The 25,226-nt window shown below is 49.6% G+C and carries 9 protein-coding genes; all 9 read left to right on the top strand.

Annotated elements, in window-relative coordinates; translation table 11 throughout:
* Positions 1 to 5,511: non-ribosomal peptide synthetase (locus B5D63_RS34080; protein ID WP_143313350.1), on the top strand; the 5,511-nt coding region annotated here is incomplete at its 5' end.
* Between the two features lie 22 nt (positions 5,512 to 5,533).
* Positions 5,534 to 10,273, top strand: coding sequence for a non-ribosomal peptide synthetase (locus B5D63_RS34075; protein WP_078673373.1), 4,740 nt, complete (start codon positions 5,534 to 5,536; stop codon positions 10,271 to 10,273).
* Positions 10,266 to 13,403, top strand: a complete 3,138-nt coding sequence (locus B5D63_RS34070) for a non-ribosomal peptide synthetase (RefSeq protein WP_078673372.1) — start codon at positions 10,266 to 10,268, stop codon at positions 13,401 to 13,403. Before B5D63_RS34075 ends, B5D63_RS34070 begins: the two co-directional genes overlap by 8 nt.
* A gap of 41 nt (positions 13,404 to 13,444) precedes the next feature.
* The gene (ectB, locus tag B5D63_RS34065) at positions 13,445 to 14,710 is read left to right on the top strand and encodes a diaminobutyrate--2-oxoglutarate transaminase (protein WP_078673371.1); all 1,266 of its coding nucleotides are present in this window, start codon (positions 13,445 to 13,447) and stop codon (positions 14,708 to 14,710) included.
* A gap of 29 nt (positions 14,711 to 14,739) precedes the next feature.
* Entirely contained in the window at positions 14,740 to 19,422 is a 4,683-nt protein-coding gene (locus tag B5D63_RS34060) for a non-ribosomal peptide synthetase (RefSeq protein WP_143313348.1), read from the top strand.
* A 7-nt stretch (positions 19,423 to 19,429) separates the two neighbouring features.
* Positions 19,430 to 21,085 (top strand): cyclic peptide export ABC transporter, encoded by a 1,656-nt coding sequence (locus B5D63_RS34055; RefSeq protein WP_078673369.1) that lies wholly within the window; start codon positions 19,430 to 19,432, stop codon positions 21,083 to 21,085.
* Between the two features lie 26 nt (positions 21,086 to 21,111).
* Entirely contained in the window at positions 21,112 to 21,834 is a 723-nt protein-coding gene (locus tag B5D63_RS34050) for a thioesterase II family protein (RefSeq protein WP_078673368.1), read from the top strand.
* An 11-nt stretch (positions 21,835 to 21,845) separates the two neighbouring features.
* Positions 21,846 to 22,799, top strand: coding sequence for a TauD/TfdA family dioxygenase (locus tag B5D63_RS34045; RefSeq protein WP_078673367.1), 954 nt, complete (start codon positions 21,846 to 21,848; stop codon positions 22,797 to 22,799).
* Between the two features lie 14 nt (positions 22,800 to 22,813).
* Positions 22,814 to 25,201: an ABC transporter permease gene (locus B5D63_RS34040; RefSeq protein WP_078673366.1), complete on the top strand. Its 2,388-nt coding sequence runs from the start codon at positions 22,814 to 22,816 to the stop codon at positions 25,199 to 25,201.
* Positions 25,202 to 25,226 lie beyond the last annotated feature (25 nt).

Genomic DNA, 25,226 nt, shown 5'->3' with positions numbered 1-25,226 from the left:
CAGGAAGGAGCGACCCTGTTCATGGGGCTGCTGTCCACCGTGTATGCGCTGTTGTACCGGTACACCAACCAAACCGACATCATTATCGGCAGTCCTGTCGCCGGCAGGGACCATATCGACCTGGAACCTCAGATCGGATGTTTTCTTAATACGGTTGCTTTAAGAACACAGGTTGCCGGGGAAGGCAGTTACCTGGATTTGCTGCACAGCGTGAAGGACACCACCTTGCAGGCGTATGAGCATCAGCTGTATCCTTTTGATGAACTGATAGAAACATTGGAGCTGCAGCGTGATATGAGTCGAAGCGCATTGTTTGATGTTATGGTAGTGCTACAGAATACCGGTGAGAAGGTGACAACAGGTTTTAATGATCAATCCGTAAGGCCGCTGGAAGGCGTGGAAGATGTCGTCAGCAAATTCGACCTCACGCTCACTTTCCGGGAAGAAAATGATACGATCCGCTTCAATATAGAATATAGCACCGATCTTTTTGAGAAGGAAACGATTGTTCGTTTGGCAGGGCATTTTCAGCAGTTGCTGGCTGTAATGCTGCAACAGCCTGAATCTTCATTGAACTGTGCAGTATTTATCAATACAGAAGAACAGGAAAAATTGTACGCTTTTAATCCTGCGCCATCTTATTTGCCGTCTGAAAAAACAATTATTACGCTGTTTGAAGAGCAGGTATTGAAGACACCTCAAAATACCGCGCTTGTGTTTGAAGATGTTTCGCTGAGCTATGAGGAATTGAATAAAACGGTGAACCGTTTCAGCAGATACCTGCGTACAAAGTATAACATACAACCGGATGACCTGATCGCCATCATGCTGGAACGAAGCGAATGGATGGTCATTGGTATGCTGGCTATTCTTAAGTCCGGAGCAGCTTATGTCCCTGTAGATGTACAATATCCCGAAGCAAGAATTGCCTATATCCTGGAGGATACCCGCTGTAAGGTGACTGTGGATGAAAAGGAAGTGGCGGCATTTTTAGCGGTGCAGGACCAGTACGATGACAATAATCCGGTGGAAATTGCCGGTCCTGGTCATCTCGCATATGTGATTTATACCTCCGGCACTACAGGGAAACCCAAAGGGGTCCTGATTGAACATGTGTCGCTGATAGATTACAGTGATACCTACCGTATTAAATTTGGTATCGCGGACAGCGATGTAATATTGCAATTGTCATCAATATCTTTTGACATTCATATTGAAGAGGTTTTCCCTACCCTGATCAGTGGCGCGGTGCTGGTAATGGGAAGAAACGGGCAGAAAGATATGGATGAAACGGTAAAGCTGGTGTACGAAAGAAAAGTGACGGTTATCAGTGCTACTCCATTGGTACTAAAAGAACTCAATGATAGTATTTCAGGAGTTACAAATTTAAGGTTACTTATCAGCGGAGGTGAAAGGTTCAATCCTTACTATGTAGCGCAGTTTGTGGAAAAAATCAGTATAGTGGATGGTTATGGGCCTACAGAGTGTACCGTTTGCAGTACCTATCACGACATTGTTTCGCTGGACCAGGCGCCGGCGATTGGCAAGCCCGCGCCGAACAGAAGTGTATACATCGTCAATGAGCAGTGCCTGTTACAGCCACTGGGCATTGTCGGGGAAATATGTATCAGTGGCATTGGGCTTGCAAGAGGGTATCTGAATAAACCGGAACTGACGGCAGAGAAATTTGTTGACAATCCTTTCAGGCCGGGAGAGTTGATGTATAAGTCCGGAGACCTTGGCCGCTGGCTTCCTAACGGAGACATAGAATTTGTTGGCCGTAAGGATGACCAGCTGAAAATTCGTGGCTACCGTATAGAAGCCGGTGAGATAGAAGCCACGTTGCAATCGTTCCCCGGAGTGACCGCAGCGGTGGTCACTGCCTGGCTTACGCCACAGGGCGACAAGGAACTGGTCGCCTACCTGGTAAGCGAGCAACAGGTACAGACAAGCGAGGTTACCGCTTTCCTCGGAAATATACTGCCTGCGTATATGGTCCCCTATTACTATGTGGTGATGGATGCGCTGCCGCTGAATTCCAATGGAAAAGTGGACCGCCGTCAGTTACCTTCTCCGGCAACAGACGCGCTGGCTTCAGATGTAACTTATCATCCGCCGGTTAATCCTGTACAGTCGGCACTCGTGCAGCTATGGCAGGAATTACTGAACCGCAACCAGGTAGGCATTCACGATGACTTTTTTAGACTGGGGGGCCACAGCCTGAAGGCTACGCGGCTTGTCAGCCAGATTTACAAAACGCTGGAAGTGAAAATCGGGCTGAAGGACATCTTCCTGCATCCGGTGCTGGAAGACCTGGCTGCGCTGATCATGTCCATGCAACGTACTGCCTACGCGAATATCCCTGTGGTAGCACCATCTGTCAGCTACCCCTTGTCGTCTTCACAGCGCCGGCTGTGGGTAATCAGCCAGCTGGAAGGAGGGAATGCGGCCTATAACATGCCGGGGGTATATGTCTTTGAGGGAACACTCAACACTGATGCGCTGGAGGCTGCGTTCTACTCCCTGATTGCCCGCCATGAAATTCTGCGTACGGTTTTCCGGGAAGATGAATCAGGGGAGGTCCGTCAATATATTCTTGATAAAGACAGCATCGGATTTGCATTACAGGAAGAAGACCTGCGGGCGTGTCCCGATGCCGACGAAGCATTGATGAGGGGGCTAAATAGGGTGGCGTTGACACCATTTTCGCTGTCTGAAGGGCCGCTGTTGCGTGCCTGCCTGTACCGGCAATCTGACGAGAAATCAGTGTTTGCCTGCACCATGCACCATATCGTTAGTGATGGCTGGTCAATGGGTATTATGATGAAAGAACTGTTGTATTTCTATAATGCCGCAGCAGCCGGGACCTCTTTATCGTTGCCCCCATTGAGGTTACAGTACAAAGACTATGCGGCATGGCAGCAACAGCAATTAAGCGGTCCGTTGCTGCGTACTTACCGCTCCTACTGGCATCAGCAACTGGAAGGGGAACTGCCGGTATTGGAACTGCCGGCAGATAAGATTCGTACTGCGGTCAAAAGTTATCGCGGCAGTAGTATAACGCATGTTATCAGTGAGGAATTGACGGACCAGCTGAAGTCATTCTGCCTTAATAATGGCAGCACGTTGTTTATGGGACTGTTGTCCTGTGTAAATGCTTTGCTGTATTGTTATACAGAGCAGCATGATATCATTATCGGCAGCCCTGTCGCCGGTCGGGAGCACGCCGACCTGGAAGACCAGATAGGCTTTTATGTGAATACGCTTCCCCTGAGGACCCGTTTTAGCGGCAGCGACAGCTTCCTTCGTTTGTTGCATCATGTCCGTCAGGTTACCGTGGACGCCTATACGTATCAGCTATACCCGTTTGATATGCTGGTGGATGAACTGGACCTTCCGCGGGATACCAGCCGTAATCCGTTGTTTGATGTCATGGTAGTACTACAGGAGGCAGCAGAGGACAACAGGACGTCACCGGTGTTGGAGGGCGTACAGGTAATGCCTTATCCGGAAGATACCGCAAAACCCAACAAATTCGATGTGTTGTTCAGCTTCAGGGAAATAGCGGGAAGGCTGCATCTGACAATTGACCACAATAGTGATCTGTATAACAGTAACAAGGTGCGTAAGATGGCTGTCCACCTGGAACAACTGCTGGTGGCTGTGTTGAAAAACCCTGATATCGAACTGGAAAGGATTGCATACCTGGACGCCGGCGAAGAGACAAAACTGATATCCGGTTTTAATGCCATACCTGAAAACTATGATACTGATAAAACCGTAACAGACCTGTTTATTGAACAGGTACACAATACACCCGACAAGATAGCTTTGGTATACGGCAGCAAGGTGTTTACCTACCGCCAGGTATATGAGAAAGCCGCGGGGCTGTCTGCTTACCTGTACCGCCAGGGGGAAATACAGGCAGGCGATATCATTGCCATACACCTTCCGCGTGGCGAGTGGCAGGTGATCAGCATATTGGCGGTCATGTTTGCCGGAGCAGCCTATTTACCCATTGATACCCGGTTTCCTGCTGAAAGGGTCGACTTTATCGTGTCAGAAAGCAATTGCCGTTTTGTAATAGACGAAAATTTCCTGAACACTTTTGAAGTGCTACAGCCTGACACAGATCAGTCTGTGTTATTCAGACACGCATCGTCAGATGATCCGGCCTATGTTATTTATACCTCCGGCTCTACGGGCAAACCCAAGGGAGTTGTGAGCAATCACCGAGCACTGGTGACTTATCTGCGCTCTATTGCCCGTGAATATGATTTTACTGCTGATGAACGGGTGGTACAGATATCCAATATCTCTTTTGATGCTTCCGTGGAACAGCTCTTTTTAACGCTTACGTCGGGCGCCGCGCTGTACCTGATCAATGAGGACGAGCTGATGAATGCGGACGCACTGCGGGAGTTCATTGGGGAACGCGGCATCACCCATCTGCACACAGTGCCCGCCTTGCTGGAAACGTTTGTGCTGCCGGAAAACCATTGGGTGAAAAGGATCGTAGCAGCGGGAGAAAGCTGCCCGGTCGCACTGGTGAATAAGTTTGCCGGCCCGGTAGACTTCTTCAATAAGTATGGCCCGACCGAAGCCACTATCTCTGTGACTATATTCAAAGCATCCGGGGAAATGAATAAGGCCGAATATGTTCCTATTGGTCGTCCTTTATCACATGTGAAGGTGTTTATTATGAACCGGAAAAATATGCTGGTGCCGGAAGGCGTTACAGGCGAGATCTGTATCCGTACCACCGCACTGGCCACCGGTTACCTGCATCAGCCGGAACTTACGGCGGAAAAATTTATACCAGCTCCTTTCGGTGAGGATGGCTATATGTATCGTACCGGCGACCTTGGATACTGGCGCGCTGACGGTAATATTATTCTCACCGGCCGGCGGGATGACCAGGTCAAGATCCGGGGCTACCGGATTGAAACCGGTGAAGTGGAAAGCGTATTGCGCGGGTACGAAGGGGTGGACTCTGCTGTTGTTTATGTGAGAAAAGACCATCAGGGAAATAATCAGCTGATGGCCTGTTTTGTGGCTGCCTGCGAAATAGACATTCCATCGCTGCGTGCCTTTATGAGCAGCAGTTTACCCGTATATATGCAACCTGTGTTCTATAAACAGATAGCGGCGTTGCCACTGCTCTCCAATGGAAAAATACACCGCGGCCGCCTGCCGGAACCGGATAGTCTGCACGCAGAAGTAGTCAGTATTGCACCCCGCACCGAAACGGAAACCAGTATAGCGGCTATTTGGGAAGAAGTGCTCGGAAAAAAGCAGATAGGGGTCAACGATAACTTTTTCCAGCTGGGAGGACATAGCCTGAAAGCCGTTAGAGTACTCCAGCTAATGCAGGCGACCTTCAGGGTAAAGATAGAGCTGTCGGTATTTTATATGGACCCTTACGTGGAAGCGCTGGCGACAGAAATCGATCATCTCCGGTGGCTCAGCGCTGCTGAAAACAGTGGAGGCGCAGACAAGGTAATCATTTGATGTGCTGTAACCATTTTTATATATGAACGAAATAAAACAAATACTGGAAGATATCCGCAAGACCGGCGCCAGCCTCGCTGTAAATAATGGAAACATAGAATTACAGCCAGGGCTGTTGCCGCTGGGGGACACCCTACTGAACGCCATACGCGAAAACAAGCAGCGGTTAATGGAGTATATCAGTAAAACAACGACTACTGCAGCATTCAATGATATTCCCCGGATGGCCGACCAGGATAACTATGTGTTGTCTTCTTCCCAGCGCAGATTATGGTTGTTGAGCCAGATAAAAGAAAGAAGCATTGCCTACAATATGCCCGGGGCTTACATCTTCGAAGGACAATTGAATAAAGCGGCGCTGGAACAAGCCTTTGACCTGCTGGTGAGGCGGCATGAGATCCTGCGCACTGTCTTCAGGGAAGATGAAAAAGGCGATATAAAACAGTTTGTTATCGCGCCGGAAGACGCCCGCAGTAATATTAAATATGACGATCTCACGGGAAGGCAGGAGCAGATAGATGCGGTGTCGGCAAGGGAGGTCCTGACGGAATTTGACCTGGCGGAAGGGCCTCTGTGGCGGGCTGCCATATATACCATCGGCGCAAACAAATGGCTTTTCATTTATACCCTGCATCATATCATCAGCGATGGCTGGTCAATGGAGGTGTTGATAAAGGAGTTGCTCGCAGCGTATAACGCGGCATGTATGAAAATGCCTGCAGGACTGCAACCGTTGCCAGTCCAGTACAGGGACTATGCGTCCTGGCAACAGCAACGCCTGCGGGAAAATAATATGGGAAGCAGCAGCGAGTGGTGGCGGCAGCATCTGTCCGGACCATTGCCTGTGCTGAGTTTGCCGGTAGACAAAAGCGGGGCTCAAAGTAAAAGTTATCAGGGAGATGTCGTTAATTTCTTTTTTAACGATGAAGATAGTAAAGCCCTGAAAAAAATGTGCAGGGAGACAGATGCCACCCTTTTTATGGGTTTAATGGCGCTGATAAACACCCTGTTCTTCCGCTATACAGAGCAGGAGGATATTATAGTGGGGTGTCCTGTGGCCGGCAGGGACCATCCGGGGCTTGCAGGACAGATCGGTTGTTACATCAATACCCTGGCGCTACGGACGCAGTTCAGCGGTGATATGCATTTCCCGGAACTATTACAGGAAATCAGGCTGCGGGTTACAGCAGCTTTCCGGCATCAGGAGTTTCCTTTTGATGAACTGGTGCAGCTGCTGGACGAGGATAGAAAAGAACTTTTTACGGTGATGATGGACCTGAAATATGCTGAAACAGCGGTGGTTCAACATCAATTGCCGCGTATGCATGGTGTTTCTGTGGAAAGATATCCGCTACCGGCTCACACCGGCAGTAAGTTTGATTTCATATTTCATTTTAGTGAGACCGCCACAGGCCTGGCATTGAGTGTAGAATTTAATACGGACAAGTATTTCAGGGATACTGTGCTGCAAATGTGCCGGCACCTGCAACAGTTGATGAAAGTGGCATTGGCCCAGCCGTCGCAGCCCCTGTACCTGCTGAATTATCTCGATGATGAAGAAAAAAGTAAACTGCTGCCCCGGATTAATGAGGGTTATTGTCCCCCGTTAACCGCTACCATACCGGCGCTGTTCCGGCAGCAGGCGGGGAGAAGTCCCAATACTACAGCTTTGGTGGCGGATAACCGTACGTGGACATACGGGGAGCTGGATGATCTGTCAGAAAGAATGGCGGTGTTCCTGCAGCGACGCAACCTGGGGCCACGGTCCAGGATACTGCTTTTCCTTGACAGGTCCCCCGAAATGATTGTGGCCATACTGGCTGTGCTGAAGCTGGGAGCGGTATATATACCGCTGGACATCACGAGTCCGCCGGAACGCCTGCATTACCTGATAACCGATACAGCGGCGCAGTTGCTGATAACCAGCCAGAAATGTGCGGCAATGCTGCCGGAGGGTGTCACGCTTACGCACGTACTGGTTGAAGACGCCCTGAAGGATGCCGGCGGCTCAGATGCGCTTATGGGCGAAAAGGATATTACGGGTGCTGATCCGGCCTATATAATCTATACTTCCGGCTCCACGGGGAGACCCAAAGGGGTGATAGTCACCCATCATAATGTGGTCAGTCTGGTGACTGCCCCCGGCGTCATTGCGCTCAATAGCGACGATCGTGTACTGCAATGGTCCAACTACGTATTCGACGGTTCGGTGTATGAGATCTTCGGTACGCTGCTGAATGGCGCCAGCCTGCATCTTATTTCCGCTGAAACCGCTATGGAGGCCGACAGGCTTGGACAGGTACTGGTAAGTGAAAAAATAACGGTTTCTTTTCTTACAACGGCGCTTTTTAACGGCCTTGTGGACATCCATCCGGAATGTATGTCCGGCATGAGAAAGATAATATTCGGCGGGGAGAAAGCATCCGTAACGCATACACGAAAAGCGCTGGCGCATCTTGGGCCAGGACGACTGGTAAATGCCTACGGCCCTACAGAAACAACGGTATTCGCAGTAGTGGAAGAGGTGAATTGTATTACTGACGATATCGTACCTATCGGGATGGGACTGGCAAACTGTTACGTCCTTGTCCTGGATAAGCGTGGGCAGCTGGTGCCGGCGGGGGTACCCGGCGAGGTATTTATTGGCGGGCGGGGCGTGGCTGCCGGATACCTGAACCTCCCGGAACAGTCGGCCGAAAGGTTTATAACAGACCCGCTGCATCCGGAAGTTACTACACGGTTGTATCGTACCGGCGACCTGGCACGCTGGCTGCCAGATGGGAGATTGTTATTCTCGGGGAGGAGAGATAATCAGGTAAAGATACGTGGATACCGCATTGAGCCCGGTGAAATAGAGCATGTGCTGATGGAAAATGAGCGTGTTGACAGGGCCGTAGTACTGGTGAAAGATGATGGTGAAAATGGTAAATGCCTCGTAGCGTGGTTTACCGGGAAAATGCCGGTACCGGAAGCATCAATCCTGACCTGGCTGAGAAGCAGGCTCCCGGAGTATATGATACCTGCGCTGCTGATACAGCTTGATGAATTTCCATTGACTGCTAATGGTAAGACAGATAAAAGAAAACTGCGTTTGCCGGAAACGATGGTTGTAAAGCAGGATGTTGATTACGCTGCGCCGGCCAACGACGCGGAGCGTGCGCTGGCTGACGCCTGTGAAGAGGTGCTGAGGGTCAGGAACGTGAGTATGAAAGCTAATTTCATCGCGCTCGGGGGAGATTCCATTAAGGCTATCCGCGTGGTGGCCAGACTACGCGGCAATGGGTTCCGCCTTACCATCGGAAACATACTGGCGTATCCCGTATTGGAAGATATGGCTGCACGGATAAAGATCGATACCCACACCTGCTTTCAGGGCACGGTAAGAGGCAGCGTTCCTCTGTCGCCGGTGCAGACTTACTTTTTCCGCAATCATCCCGAAAATAACCATCATTTTAATCAGTCTGTGATGCTGTCCTGCAAAATTGCGGTGGATACCGGCATACTGCGGCAGGTGTTAAACAGCCTGCTACACCACCACGATGCGCTGAGAATGATCTATCGTCAGGAAGAGGGTATATGGCAACAGGAGAACAGGGGAGAAGGAGAATATGCTGAGATCGAGGTTGTCGATAACCCAGGGGCTGACATCACTGCTGTCTGCGATGCTATGCAGGCCACTTTAGACCCCGGGAAAGGACTGTTGTTCAAAGCGGTGCTGTTCCGTAATGGCGATGCAGACAAATTGCTGCTTATTTCCCACCACCTTATCATAGATGCGGTGTCCTGGCGGATACTGCTGGAAGATATCAATACCCTCTACTATCAATACCTGCATCATCGGCCGCCAGCGCTTCCTCTTAAAACCGATTCGTTCAGGTATTGGGTAGAGAAGCTGGGGGATTATAGCAGAACTGACGACTTGTTAAAACAGGATACCTACTGGGCGGCTATTGCCGCACAGGTTGTCCCGCCGTTGCCATCTACTTTCCCGGATGCCGCCAACATGGTAAAAGATCAGGTGTACAGCCAGTTTACACTTACTATGGAAGAGTCGGAACTGTTATTTACCCGTTGTTATACTGCGCACCGTACAGAAATAAATGATATTCTGCTCACTGCGGTCAGCCTGGGCGTTTCGGAAATATTCTCCCTGGACAAACTGCTGTTCTGTATGGAAGGACATGGAAGAGAGCAGATAGATGATACCACTGATGTTAGCCGGACCGTTGGGTGGTTTACTTCTATGTATCCCGTTGTCATCGACATGCAGTACCGGGAGGATATGGTCCGGCAGCTGATAGCAGTAAAGGAAAAATTGCACCGTATACCCGACAGGGGAATAGGCTACGGTGTATTATGCTACATCGCAGGAAAAGAATATGACGTAACACCGGAAATGTCTTTTAACTACCTGGGGGATTTCAGTACGACCGACAACACAGAGGAAGGTGATAGCCATTCATTGTTTTCTTTTACCGGAGGTAATCACGGCCGGGAAACTGACGAAAGGATGGCCAGGAAATTCCTGCTTGATTTTTCGGGGATGTCGGCAAACGGGCAGCTGCAAATGGGAGTGAGCTATAGCTCCGCCAGGTATAGCACTGTTATAACAGATGCCTTGCTGAAAGCCATCAAAAAATGGTTGCAGGCTATCATTGCCTACCTCTCTGAAACAACCGTAGAACAACTTAGTTCGGTTGATTTTACCTATAAAGATCTCAGTATTGAACAACTGGAAAAATTAAATCAGATTTATGGTTGAAAATGTTTATCCATTGAGCCCTTTGCAGGAGGGATTATACTATCACTGGCTGGCAGCGCCGCAATCGCCCGCATATCTTGAACAGATGTGCTATCGTGTGGCAGGCGCGCTTGATATAGCATTGGTGGAAAAGAGTTTCCGCGCCCTGGTGAAACGTCACGCCATCCTGCGTACTTCCTTTACGCACGAGATCGGAGAAAAATTACTGCAGATAGTGCACAGAGATGTCAATACATCTTTTGTATTTACTGATGCCGTGGCTGATGACAGCTTCTCAATGGAAGAATTTAAGCTGAAGGACAGGGCGACCGGATTTAACCTGCAAAGAGGCTCCCAGATGAGGCTTTCCTTAATCAAGACGAATGAAAAGGAGTACGAGTTCATCTGGAGTTATCATCATATACTTATGGATGGCTGGTGTGTGAGTATTCTGATCAGAGAGTTTTTTCAGATGTATCATGCATGGGTGCAGCAAGCAGAGCCAGTGTTGACAAAAATTTACCCATATGCTGATTATATCAGCTGGATCAGTAAAATAGACCGCAAGGTATCCCTGGACTACTGGACTGCTTACCTGGATGGGTTTAACCAGCCTGCTACCTTGCCACAACGCTGCCCGGCAACCGGAGAAGTGCCGGTATTGGCGGAAACGGAGATCGTTTTGCCGGCAGATGTGCGGCAAAATATTGCCCGCGTATGCCGGGAAACAGGCATAACGGAAAATATTTTTGTCCAGGTATTGTGGGGTATGTTGCTGGCAACCTGGAATAATACCAGTGACGTGGTTTTTGGCGCGGTAGTATCCGGCAGGCCCGGTGATCTTCCGGGAGTGGAAGAAATGATAGGGTTGTTCATCAACACCGTGCCCGTACGGATTACCCTTTCGCCGGACATGTCATGCCGCGCCTTGCTGAAATCGGTGCAGCAGGACTATATCAGGGGCGCTGAGCATCATTATGTGCAACTGGCTGAAACACAGGAAGCGTCTGGGTTGGGAAGCAGATTGTTTGATCATATTATCGTCTTTGAAAACTACCCCGTTCAGGAAATGCTGGCGCAAACAATGGATACGCTCTCCCTGTTGTCGTCCAATGTTTATGAACAGACGAACTACGATTTTTGTCTTACGGTTTCTCCGGGTAATACCTTCAGAATATTGATCTCCTATAACAGTAACGTATACACACAAAATACGCTTGCGCTGATCAGCAGCCACCTGGAACGGCTAATCGCAGCTGTAGCCGCAGACCCCGACGTGAAGATCAGAAATGTGGATGCGTTGGACCATGCGGAGAAACTACGGCTGCTGGAAACATTTAGCGGTGAAGTAATTGATTACCCAACGGATAAAACACTCCCGGACCTGTTTGAAGAGATGGTGGCAATATCACCGGCCAGCATCGCGCTGGTGGCCGGTGATATCACCCTGACCTACCAGGAGTTGGATGAAAGATCAAACCGGCTGGCGCGTTATCTTATGGAGCGGTATCATACTGTCCCTGGCGATCTCGTAGGGATAATGCTGCCCCGGGATGAATGGATGGTCATAACTGTCATGGCTATATTAAAATCCGGTGCCGCATATGTACCGGTGGATCTTTCCTATCCGCAGGAAAGAGTGGATTACATGATGGGCGACGCCGCCTGTAAAGCGCTGGTGGACGGGGATGTGATAATGGCATTTCTGTCGGCTGCGCATTTATACAGTGATGCCGCGGTGATATCTGGTGTAACTGCCGCCCATCCGGCTTATGTAAACTATACTTCCGGCTCAACGGGTAAGCCGAAGGGCGTGCAGGTCGCGCATCGGCAGGTTGCGAATATCTGCCGGGGATGGCAGCAGGCCTATGGCCTCGGCACATTTTCCGTGAGCCTGTTACAGTTGGCAAGTATCGCATTCGATGTATTTATGGGCGACTGTTGCCGGTCCCTGTTTTCAGGCGGTACAATGGTCATCTGTCCGGATGAGGTGAAACTGGACATGGAAGCGCTGTATGCAATAATGTATCGCCGCCGTATCACTATCCTGGAAGGCACCCCCGGAATACTACTTCCGCTGATGGAATATGTACAGCAGGAACAAAAGGATATCAGTTTCCTGAAAGTACTGATCTTCGGTTCCGATACAATGAATGCTGCCGCTTATTATGAGTTGCAGCAGCGGATAGGTGACAAAACCAGGATCATTAACAGTTACGGCGCGACCGAAGCGACCATCGACACTTCCTTCTTTGAGCAAAAATATCCCGCGCCGGACTATTCCGCAACAAACCTGCCGGTGGGAAAGCCATTTCCCAATAATACTTTCTATATCCTGAATTCAATGGGACAATTGCAGCCAATAGGGTTGGCCGGGGAAATATATATCGGCGGGGAAGGCGTAGCAGACGGCTATCACCGGAACCCCGAACTGACGTCAGCACGATTTTTACCGGACCCCTTCAGGCCCGGCGGCCGCATGTATAAAACAGGGGATCTCGGAAGGTGGCTGCCGGACGGAAATCTGGAGTTCCTGGGCCGCACGGATTATCAGATAAAAATCCGCGGATACAGGATAGAACCGGGTGAGGTTGAAAATGCGTTGACTGCCTGTCCGGGCGTCAGGAACGGTATTGTGACAGTACACACTACCGTCGACGGAGAGAAGGAACTGGTGGCGTATTTCCAGGCCGATGAATCTATTAGTTCCGACAGCCTGAGGGCTGCCTTGCTGGACATGCTGCCTGTCTACATGTTGCCGACCTGGTTCATACAACTGGAACAGTTTCCGGTTACCGCAAACGGCAAGATAGCACGTGAAAGGCTTCCTTTGCCGGACAGCGCCGGCAGACAGGCGGCGCAGGAAATAGTGCTGCCGCGGAACGAAACAGAAGAAAAATTATTGGAGATCTGGCAGCTTGTACTCAAGCGTGAAGTGATCAGCGTGGAGTCTGGTTTTTTTGATCTCGGTGGTCATAGCCTGAAGCTCATGCAGGTGGTGGCAAGAATAGCGGAGCACTTCGGTATTAAGATCGAAATAGGATATTTTTTCCGGCATCCCACCATCGCCGCGCTGGCCAGATATATTGACGCGTTGCTGTGCGTGCCGGAAGATACAAATGCAGATACAGCAGAGGATCTGATCTTTTGAAGCGGTCCCTGTATTTCTTTAGGTTTAAAAAACATATCAGTATGCTGAATGAATCAAATGTTAACTACTACGCCAAAGCATTTCCTGCTGTTTTTACCGTTGCAAAAGGAGAAATTGTTACAGATACTACCGGGAAGGACTATATCGATTTTTTCTGCGGCGCCGGTACTATGAATTATGGACATAACAACCCTGCCCTGAAAGCGGCTGTTCATTCCTTTCTGGATAATGATCATATTCTGCATTGCCTGGATATGGACAGTAAAATGAAGGAACTGTTTCTTACGGCGTTCCAGGAAACGATCTTAGAGCCAAGAGGGCTTGACTACAAGGTCCAGTTTCCCGGACCTACCGGTACGAATGCTGTGGAAGCTGCTGTTAAACTGGCGCGCCTGGTTACAAAGAGGAAAAAGATCATAGCGTTTACCCAGTCGTTCCACGGAATGACTTCAATGTCCATGTCTTTGTCGGGATGCAGGGAAGAACAACATCCCGGCAATACCCTGCATGATGTAACTTTTTTTCCCTTCGATCAGTTTGGGGATGGCGCTTTTGATACGCTGCGTTACCTGGAGGCAATGATTAAAACATCCGGCTCCGGTGTGACGCTGCCAGCGGCCATTATCCTGGAAACCATACAGGCGGAAGGCGGGGTGAACATTGCCGGGGTAGCATGGCTGAAAGCATTGAGAGCATTCACCGCCGAAAACGGGATACTATTAATCGTAGATGATATACAGGTAGGTTGCGGCAGGACCGGCTCCTTCTTTAGTTTTGAACGGGCGGGAATTATTCCCGATATCGTATTGTTATCTAAATCCATTAGCGGGTTCGGGCTGCCCCTGTCGGTCATATTAATGAAGCCCTCGCTCGACCACTGGAAGCCGGGAGAGCATAACGGCACCTTCAGGGCTAACAACCTTTCACTGTGTACGGCCCATGCGGCGCTCCACTACTGGAAAGATGACGGCCTGCTGAACGAAATAAAGGAAAAAGAGGAAATGATCGGGTTGACACTGACGCAATTGGTCACACAGTGTGAAGCAGTAAAAGGTGTCCGGGGAATGGGAATGATATGGGGGGTTGAATTCAGATCGGGAAGTGAAGCCCGTGCCGTGGCTTCCGGTTTGTTCCGCGACGGGCTGCTCATTGAAGCCTGCGGAATGGATGACCAGGTCCTCAAAATCCTGCCGCCGCTGACGATCAGCAAAGACAATCTAAGGACCGGCCTTGCCATGATGGAAAGGCGTATCAGGGAACCGGAATATGCCGGCGCAACCCGTTTGATGAATGAAACAGCGAGCTGATTTGAATTTCCCAAAGTTTGTACTTTCTTATGGAACATATACCTGACCTCATTCTCCATTTAAAAAGCAAAGGCATTTTTGTTAAAGCGTCCGACGGGCTCCTGAGGGTTGTGGGCAATACACCGGCCTTATCCGATAAGGAAAAGGAGAAAATAAAACAACTGAAAGCGCCCATACTGGCATTTTTGCAGGAACATTCTCCTGCTGCCGACGTGCAGGGCGGTATTCCGTTGGTGGCGCCGGCGCCGGATTATCCGCTGTCGGCAGCCCAGCGACGCTTATGGATATTGAGCCAGTTTAGTGAAAGCAGCATTGCCTATAATATACCCGGCATATATACCTTCTCCGGAGAAATGAATATTGGCGCGTTACGGCAGGCATTGCAGCAGGTGATCCAACGTCATGAAATCCTGCGTACCGTTTTCCGGGAGAATGGAAAGGAAGAGGTGCGGCAGTGTGTCCTGCCGTTGGAAGCGTTACCCTTCCGTATGGAGGTTTTCGAATTGGTCAACGACCCGCATCAGCAGGAAGAAATAGACAGGCATGTGCGGAGGGTGACGGCCACTGCTTTCGATCTGAGTGCCGGCCCGCTTTTAAGGACCACCTTGTTGAAAATTGAAGAAAATAAATGGATGCTGGTCTATGCCATGCATCACATCATCAGCGACGGCTGGTCTATGCAGGTACTGCTACGGGAGTTACTTTGGCTGTATTGTATGGGGTGCGGACAGTCAATAGCGCCTTTACCTCCATTACGACTGCAATATAAAGATTATACCTGCTGGCGGAACTCGCAGCTAAAAGGCCCTCTGCTGGATTATCACCGCCGTTACTGGCTCCGTCAGTTCGATGGAGATATTCCGGTACTGGAACTGCCGGCTGATAAACTACGTCCCGCGGTAAAAACATACAACGGTCTTACACTGACCAGGGTCATCCCGGTAGCGCTGGCAGAGAGGTTAAAGTCGTATGTGCTGCAACAGGGCGCCACGCTTTTTATGGGCCTGCTTTCACTGATGAATGCATTATTCTACCGGTACACCGGTCAGGAAGACATAACGATCGGTACCCCGGTAGCTGGCAGGGACCATGTGGACCTTGAAACACAGATCGGCTTTTATGTAAACACCCTCGCGTTACGTTGCCGTTTCTCCGGAAAGGATTCTTTCCGTACGCTCCTGCAACAGGTAAAGCAGATAACAACAGAAGCGTACGAGCATCAGATTTATCCGTTTGACATGTTGGTGGATGAATTGCGGCTGCAACGCGACATGAGTCACAGCCCGTTGTTTGACGTAATGATAACGATGCAGGATACAGCGGAAACCAGCGCCGGCAAAAAAGGAGGCGGTGAACTGACGGCCACGGCGCTTGCTGAAGGCGCCCGTTCCAATAGCCAGTTTGACCTGTCGGTAGATTTCGCCGACACGCCGGAAGGATTACTGGTAATACTGGAATACAATACGGATCTGTATCACTATGACAGGGTGGCGAGACTGGGAGCGCATATGGAACAATTACTGGAAGCGGCCCTGCATCTTCCGGACCAGCCATTGTCGGTACTCGATTTTCTCAGCAGGCAGGAAAAACAATACCTGCTGGAGACGCTAAACAATACCGATACGCTTCCTGACGATACGGTTTTTCCCGCCTGCTTCGAGGAACAGGTTGCGCTGTATCCCGATAACATTGCCGTTGTTGCCGGAGCGGTAACGCTTACCTACCGGGAACTGAATGAAAAAGCCAATCAGCTGGCCCGCTATCTGCGGCAGTCCTGTAATGTACGCCCGGATGAACTGGTGGCCGTATGTCTTGACAGGAACGAACAAATGCTGATAGCCGTGCTGGCCATCCTGAAAGCCGGTGCTGCATATATGCCGGTTGACCCGCTTTTTCCGCAGGAACGCAAAGACTACATGATGCAGGACAGTGGTTGCAGGGTGTTAATTGACACAGAGAGCCTTGACTGTTTCAACGAACAGCGGGACCTGTATGCGGTAAGTAATCTGCCTGCTGTAGCTACGCCGGCCCACCTGGCTTACGTGATATATACTTCAGGGTCTACCGGCAAGCCGAAAGGAGCGATGATTGAGCACAAAGGACTGTTCAATCACCTGGTGGCGATGAAAGAAGAACTGCAATTGCAGGCTGACAGTAAAATAGCCCAAACGGCTCCCTTTACCTTCGATATATCCGTATGGCAATTGCTGAATCCCCTCATATGCGGTGGCGCTACAGTCATATACGAACATGCACGGATTGCAGATCCCGGCGATTTTATTCATCAATGCATCTCCGATGAGATAACGATACTACAGCTGGTGCCCAGTTATCTGAAGGTGATGCTGGATATCCTTGAGGAGCATCCCGGAATATTGTTTCCCCGGCTGAGGTATTTGCTGGTAACAGGAGAGGACACGGAAGCGGTGCTGCTACAGCGTTGGTTTGCGCTCTTCCCGGCTATTCCTGTTGTGAATGCCTACGGACCGGCAGAAGCGGCGGATGATGTGACCCTTGCCATTATGCACAAAGCGCCGGTGTCAGGAAAAGTCCCTGTCGGCCGGCCTATTCGTAATATCCGCATATACCTCCTGGATAAAGACGGGATGCTTTGTCCGCCAGGGATTGAAGGCGAAATATGTGTATCCGGGACCGGGGTGGGAAGGGCTTACCTCAATAATGAAGCGCTGACAGCCGCCCGGTTTACGACAGATCCTTTCAGGCCGGGTAACATACGCATGTATAAAACCGGCGACATGGGCAAATGGGGCACGGATGGTAACCTGTTTTTTTCCGGAAGAAGAGACGGACAGGTAAAAATCCGCGGACACAGAATTGAGACCGGCGAAGTGGAAAACCGCTTGCTGCAGGCTCCCGGGGTAACGGACGGCGTGATAGCCGTGAAACGCAATGCCAACGGGGAACAACAGCTGGTAGCCTATGTGATGGCTGGTCCGGCTGTCGGCATAGCAGGAATCCGTCAATATCTTAGTCAGTACCTCCCGGCCTACATGCTTCCGGCGCATGTCGTCTTTCTGGCCGCTTTGCCACTAACAGCAAATGGGAAAATAGACAGAAAGCACCTTCCCGATCCCGGTGACTACGCCGTCGCCCGGCCGGAAACAGATTTGCCGGCCAATGAAATGGAAGAAAAACTGCTGATATTATGGAAAGACGTATTAGGCGTGGCAGCAATCGGGATGAATGACGACTTTTTCCTGTTGGGAGGAAATTCCATTTCCCTGGTGAAACTTAATATCAGGTACAACCGCGTGTTAGGAAGAAATGAGCCTCTGACGGTTCTCTATAGCTACACAACCATCCGGATGCTGGCTGATTATTTTTCAACGGAAAGTGGCACGCCATATGCCCCGGCTGAGCCACTATACAGCCTGCCGGCATCCTCCGGGACATATGATATTTCCTTTAACCAGCAGAGCTATTTTCAGGACTTTGCAATACCAGGCGACCCTGTTCAGTGCAATTATACCGTTTGCGGACTGGATGTTGCCGCTTTCAGAAAAGCGCTGCAGCTGCTGGTACAAAGACATGAAATTTTAAGGACCGTTTTGGTGAAAACAGAAGGCCGGATACAACAACGGATATTACCTGTAACGGAGAATGAGGTCCCGGTCACATTAAAGCAGATTGTCAAGGAAGATATGGCCGCGATGATTACAGCGGAAAAACAAGAAGATTTTTGTCTTTTCGGGGAACCGCTAATACGCGTTACCATACTCGCAATGCCGGAACAAGAGTACCATGTTATGATCACCCTCGATCATATTATTGCCGACGGTGTGTCTATCGGAATTCTGAAGGATGATTTGCTGCAATACTACCAATACTGTTGCGGGGACAGTACCATTGATGTGACTCCCCTGAAATGCCAGTACCGGGACTTTGCGGTATGGCAACAACATTTTGTGGCTTCTCCTGCGGGGCGTTGTCAGGAGAACTACTGGCTTGCGCGGCTGGAAAATTTTATGCCCGCCGTCAGCTTTGCTGCCCTTGCAGAGCAGGGCGCACTTCTCAACACAACGGCTGTGGCCGGGGCCATAACCGGCGACTGCTACCAGGAGGTGGTACAGTTTGTGAGAACACACCAGCTAACGATGTCGGGCCTTATGCTGGGCACGCTTATGTTGCTGGTGAGGCAATACAGCGGACAGCAGGACATTACGGTGCAAACACAGTTGTCCGGAAGGTATGCGGTAGAATACGGAGACATGGACGTAAGCCGGACGATAGGTCTTTTTTCCAACCAAATCATGATAAGGGGAATCACCGATGGCTCACTGGAAGTATTGGGATGGCTCAAGAAATTTCAGCTGCATTTTCTGGAAGATATGGCCAATGGCAGTTATCCTTTCGTGAAACTGCTGGAACGCTTGCCAGTGAATCCGCTTCAGCTGGTGAATGCCGACCTGCTGTATAACTACCAGGACTATGACTACCTGAAAGATATGCCGCTGCCGGAAGAGACTACTGTAAAATACCTTCAACTGGATAAGGAACAGAACAGAATAGCACTGAGTGTAATAGAAGCAGGGAAGGGATTGCTGCTGCAGTTTCTAACGGACCGGCAGTATTTTTCCCCGGAAAGGTCAGTGGCTTTATTTACACATTATAAACAGCTGCTGCATGCGGTTATACAATGTCCGCATATGATTACCGACGATTTGCCAATGGTGGCTGATATTTCAAATTAACGCTGATATGAAAAAACTGATGAGACTTACGTTGCAACATACGGGGCCGGGCAGACTGATGCTGTACACACTGCTTGGGATTTTATCCGGTATCAGCAGCTTCCTGTTTATCAGCCTGGTAAACAAGGCGGTAGGGCTGTTGCTGGATGAAACATTTACGGAGAACCAGCTGGTGTTTTGCGCCGGGTTTCTCCTGACCGTTGGATTATTTGTTGGCCTGAAGTTTTTATTGGCGAGGTCTATTATCCGTATGTCGCAGGAAACACTGTGGAGCTTGCGGAATGATATCCTGTCGTCCGTGCTGAAGGCGGGTTATCAGCAGCTGAACGCGCACCGTATACGGATACGTTCCGCGCTGCTCAATGATGTATATACGCTTACGGACGCTTCTATGAGTGTGATAGGGTTTTCTACCTCCCTGATACTGTCTGTTGCCTGTTTACTTTATCTGTTGAGTATTTCATGGTCGCTTTTCCTGATCACGCTCTTGGTGGCTGCCGGAGGGATAGTGCTCTACCGATGGAATACCAACAAAACGCTGGGACATTTCAAAAATGCCAGGGTGTTGGAAGATAACTTTGTTAGAGAGTGTGATGATATCCTGGACGGGTTCAGGGAAATATACCTGGAACCGGCGAAGGGGCGTGTTGTATACCGGCGTATCAGTGTTGATATTGCGGGGAAATCGATTGCGAGCAATACCATTGCCTACCGGGGGTTTGTAAATAACCAGATGACCGGTCAGGTATTGTTTTATATATTGATTGCTGCTGTATTGTTATTCCTTGGGAAAGCCCTGCATATAAGTCTTGCGGATACCATCAGTTTTATTTTTACGCTGCTCTACCTGGTCGGCGCACTGGAAACGATTATGGTGATGCTGCCGGTGCTGGCCCGGGCATCCGTTGCGGCAGGCAGTATCATAGAACTCCGGGAATTCATGTCAGATACATCGTCCGATACGGAGGAAAAGACCATCCTGCCGGCAAGAGCGGAGGCGGTACCTTTTTCCTGTCTTGGTTTGCAGCACGTAGTTTTTTCCTATCCCCATAACGAGAACATTTTTAGAGTAGGTCCTGTGCGGATAGAAATTAACCGTGGTGATATTGTTTTCATCCACGGCGGCAACGGCAGTGGTAAAACGACGCTGTTATATCTTATGCTGGGATTATATGTGCCCGATGCGGGTGAACTGACACTGAACAATGAACCGGTAGATCGTGATAATTATGCCGCATACCGAAATAATTTTTCTGCAGTGTTCAGCGATTTTTATCTCTTTAACAATATCTCGGGGTGGCCGGGAATGAACCTGGAACGATGGGAAGAATACCTGCATCTTTTTGAGCTGGAAGGAAAAGTGAAGCTGGAAGGCAGTTGTTTTTCCACAACGGACCTTTCTACCGGTCAGCGCAAGCGGCTCGCGCTTATTGTCGGGCTGATGGAAGGGAAACCCATCCTGATGCTGGATGAATGGGCCGCTGATCAGGACCCCTATTTCAGAAAGAAGTTTTATATGGAGATATTGCCGCAATTGAAAGCGGATGGCTTTACCATTATTGCTATTACACACGATGATAAATATTATCACTGTGCAGATTATATCTACAAAATGGAACATGGGAGGTTAATAAACGAAACAGTTGGAGTAGCGCAGCATTGAAATATGTCATTCATTAAAGGATTTATATGAAGAAGCCACAATTATTTCTGTTACACTTTGCCGGGGGAAATTATTTCTCGTATCAGTCTATGATCCCTTATCTGCATGGTTTTGAAGTGATCTCGCCGGAGCTGCCCGGCAGAGGCAAAAGAATAATGGAACCCTTGGTGACCACGTTTGAGGAGGCGGCAGCTGATATCTTCCGTCAGATAACAGCGCGTTTGTCCGGCCGGTTCTTCATTTACGGACATAGTATGGGAGCATATCTGGCGTTGCAGGTGGCGCATATGCTGGAGCATATTTCACAAGCCCCGGAAGCGGTATGGGTAAGTGGTACCGCCGGTCCGGACTACCTGGAACATACAGGCCGGCATCTGTTGTCCGGGGAAGGACTGACAGAAGAGCTTAAAAAATTGGGAGGTATTCCGGATGAATTCTGGGAAGATGATGACCTGTTTAGTTTTTTTGAACCTGTTATCAGGGCGGATTTTGAGATAGTTGATACCTGTTATATCCCGGACGGTACCTGCATTAGCGCGCCGTTATACGCCATGATGGGAGAGGAGGAGGAGAATGCGCAGCACATTGGCTGCTGGGAAAAATTTACACGGGCTGCATTTAAAAGCCAGTTGTTTCCCGGAAAGCACTTTTTTATACACGACCATCCGGCGGCTATTGCCTCCGCTATTCACAGCGTCGGTTATCCGGCAGCGGGCAACAATAAAATACCTGAAAAGTCTCACCTATAAACATGTAACATATGAGCAACCTGAAAGATACCGGCAACGGACAGCTCCCCCAGCTTATTCAGCTGGCAGATCTGCCGGCTGATGAATTTGTCAGTTATTTCCGTCATCACCGGGGGGAGATAGCGGAAAAGCTGCTTACGAGTGGCGCTGTTAAATTCACCGGTGTGGAAATTAGTTCACTGGATACATTTCAGCATATTGTAAACAGTATCTCTACCCGCTTTCTCAGCTATATTGATGGTAATTCACCCCGTACAAAATTGTCGGAAAACGTGTATACCTCGACAGAATATGATAATGCCATGAAGATAACCATGCATAATGAATTGTCTTATTCTGCCAGGTGGCCCGGACAATTGTTCTTCAGTTGTATACAACCGGCTGCCACTGCCGGCGAAACGTTGCTGGCCGATAGCCGCCGCATCGTAGAAGTGATGAACAAGGATATTGTGAGCGAAGTAAGTGCGAAAGGGGTACGTTATGTCCGCAATCTTCAGGGCGGAATGGGAATAGGCCCTACCTGGCAGGAAACCTTCGAGACAGAGGACCCCGCACAGGCGGAAGCCTATTGCAGGTCTTATAATATCGCATTTGAATGGGGAGACAATAACAGCCTCCGGTTGAAACAGTTTAGCAAGGGTATTATTCATCACCGTCATAGCGGGGAACTGCTCTGGTTTAACCAGATCGATCAGTTTCACCCGTTTCATCTCGGAGAAGATCTCTATGAAGCAATGGTGGCCGCATATGGCGACCCGTCGGATTTTCCTACCTATGTGACGTTTGGGGACGGCAGTCCGGTAAGCGATGATATGGTACAGGAAATACTCACTACTATCGACAGTGTGACCATCGCCCCTGCGTGGCGTAAAAATGAACTGCTGATCGTGGACAATGAAATGGTGTGCCACGGCCGAAATCCTTTTACAGGAGAGCGTAGGGTACTTGTTGCTATGTCTGAATAAATTATTACTGTTCTATGATACTTAATTACTTTAAAGTAGCCTGGCGTGGATTGAAACGCAGAAAAGTGTATGCAATGGTCAATACGCTTTGCCTTTCCCTTGGCACGGCCTGTACGGTATTGATTTTTATGCTCACCCATTACCATCTGAGCTTTGATACTTTTCACACGAAATCCGACAGGATCTATCGTGTAGTAACGGAATTTCACCAGGGCGCCGTTACTTCCACCCCGTCGGTACCTTCGCCGCTGGGCAAAGCATTCCGCAGTGATTACGCCTTTGCTGAAAAGGTAGCCCGGACCGCCACATACAGCAATCGGCTGATTACCCTGCGCGGCGATGGCAATAACAGAAAATTCCAGGAGGAAACCGGGGTTGCATTTGCTGAACCTGAATTCTTTGATGTGATGGATTTCCCCCTGGTACAGGGAAACAAACAGGTAGTGTTCAGCGAGCCCGGATGCGCCGTGATCACCGAACGGTTGGCAAAGAAGTATTTCCGGGACGAGTCGCCGCTGGGCAAGGTCATCCGGCTGGACAACAAGCAGGATTTCAGGATTACGGGCGTACTCAGGGACCTTCCGTTGAACACCGATCTGCGCCAGGAGATATACCTCACCTACAGTGATCTTAAACAATATGACCCCTGGCTGGGCAGTGATGACAGCTGGGAAGGCGTTTCCAGTGGTATGTTTTGTTATGTATTGCTGAAACCGCAGGTCACCGCGGAAAAAGTTAATGCCGCGCTGGCATCCATGAGTACAAAATATTATAATGCGCGGGATGCACAGGTCTTCAAATTTCACCTGCAGCCGATTGCGGATATGCACTTTAACCCTGAACTGGGAGGGTATGTTGAAAAGAAAAATTTATGGGCGCTCGTTATTGTAGGGGTATTCCTGCTGGTAACGGCATGTGTCAATTTTATAAACCTGGCCACAGCACAGGCCGTAAACAGGTCAAGAGAGATCGGGGTGCGTAAGGCGCTCGGCAGTAACCGCGCGCAGCTGTTCTGGCAATTTATTACCGAAACCGCTATTGTGACCGCACTGTCTGTAGTATTGGCTTTTATCATTGTGTATTTCACCGTGCCCTATTTTAACCGTTTGTTCGGATTGAGGATCAGCGCCAATGTTTTTCAGAATGCCTACCTGTTGATATTATTGCCCCTGTTACTCGTCATCGTCACTTTCGCGGCCGGTTCTTACCCGGGAGTGGTACTGGCCGGATTTCAACCGGTAGTGGCGCTAAAGGGGAAGATCACCTACCGCAGTGCAGGAGGCGCCTTGCTGCGTAAAGGACTGGTGATTACGCAGTTTTCCATATCGCAGCTGCTGGTGATAGGGATGCTGGTGGTCACAAGCCAGATGCGGTATACCAGGAAAGCAGATATGGGATTTGCAAAAGAAGGGGTACTCATGCTGAGCATTCCCGAAAAGGACAAAGTGAAGATCAGTACGATGAGAACGGAATTATCCCAGCTGGCGAATGTGAAGAAAGTCAGTTTTTGTTTTGAGGCGCCTGCCGGTCCTGTTAACTACGCTACAGAGATCCGGTTTGGCTCCCGGCAGGAAAACGAAAATTTCGATATTAATATGAAAGCCGCGGATAATTTCTACGTCCCGATGTTCGGGCTCCAGGTACTGGAAGGAAGGAACCTCTATCCGTCAGATACCGCCCATGAATTTCTGCTGAATGAAACAACGGTGAAACGGCTGAATGCCGGTGCCCCCAGGGATATGGTAGGGAAGAAGGTGACAATAGACGGGGTGGATGGCGTTATCGTTGGCGTAGTGAAAGATTTCCACAACCAGTCTTTCTACACGGCTATTGATCCTATCTGTATTACTTCTTCTGTCAAAAGATACAACAATTGCGCCGTGCTGGTGAACCTTGACAACCTTCCATCGGTGCTGGCCTCGCTGGAGAAGGTATGGACAGGATTGTATCCCGACTATGTATTTAAGTATGAGTTCCTCGATGAACGGATTGGCAGATTCTATAAAATTGATGATATGATGCTGCGTCTTATCCAAATCTTCGCGCTGATCGCCAATTTTATCAGTTGTCTTGGTTTGTACGGGCTGGTTTCCTTTATGGCGGTACAAAAGAACCGGGAAATAGGAGTGCGTAAGGTGATGGGCGCTACTACCGGTAATATTATGTGGCTCTTCGGTAAGGAGTTCCTCAAACTGCTGATTATCTCATTTGTACCGATAACCCCGGTTGCAGCCTGGGTAATGAGTTCCTGGCTTAATAACTTCATGTACCGCATTCATTTCGGACCGGGCACATTTATACTGGCGTTGTTGCTGACCCTTCTCATTGCGGCGCTCACATCAGGCTACCGTACGCTGAGATCGGCGCTTACACATCCGTTAAAGAGCCTGCGTTCAGAATAATTCATCCATTAAACAGCATTATTGT

Source organism: Chitinophaga eiseniae, assembly GCF_900167135.1.
Classification (GTDB): Bacteria; Bacteroidota; Bacteroidia; order Chitinophagales; family Chitinophagaceae; genus Chitinophaga; species Chitinophaga eiseniae.
Note: the sequence above shows the minus strand (reverse complement) of the source record. Positions and strands in the feature narration are given on the sequence as shown.

Coding starts and splice junctions, on each gene's coding strand:
- B5D63_RS34050 (WP_078673368.1), top strand. CDS start 21,112: ATGAAGAAGCCACAATTATTTCTGTTACACTTTGCCGGGGGAAATTAT.
- B5D63_RS34045 (WP_078673367.1), top strand. CDS start 21,846: ATGAGCAACCTGAAAGATACCGGCAACGGACAGCTCCCCCAGCTTATT.
- ectB (WP_078673371.1), top strand. CDS start 13,445: ATGCTGAATGAATCAAATGTTAACTACTACGCCAAAGCATTTCCTGCT.
- B5D63_RS34055 (WP_078673369.1), top strand. CDS start 19,430: ATGAAAAAACTGATGAGACTTACGTTGCAACATACGGGGCCGGGCAGA.
- B5D63_RS34040 (WP_078673366.1), top strand. CDS start 22,814: ATGATACTTAATTACTTTAAAGTAGCCTGGCGTGGATTGAAACGCAGA.
- B5D63_RS34075 (WP_078673373.1), top strand. CDS start 5,534: ATGAACGAAATAAAACAAATACTGGAAGATATCCGCAAGACCGGCGCC.
- B5D63_RS34070 (WP_078673372.1), top strand. CDS start 10,266: ATGGTTGAAAATGTTTATCCATTGAGCCCTTTGCAGGAGGGATTATAC.
- B5D63_RS34060 (WP_143313348.1), top strand. CDS start 14,740: ATGGAACATATACCTGACCTCATTCTCCATTTAAAAAGCAAAGGCATT.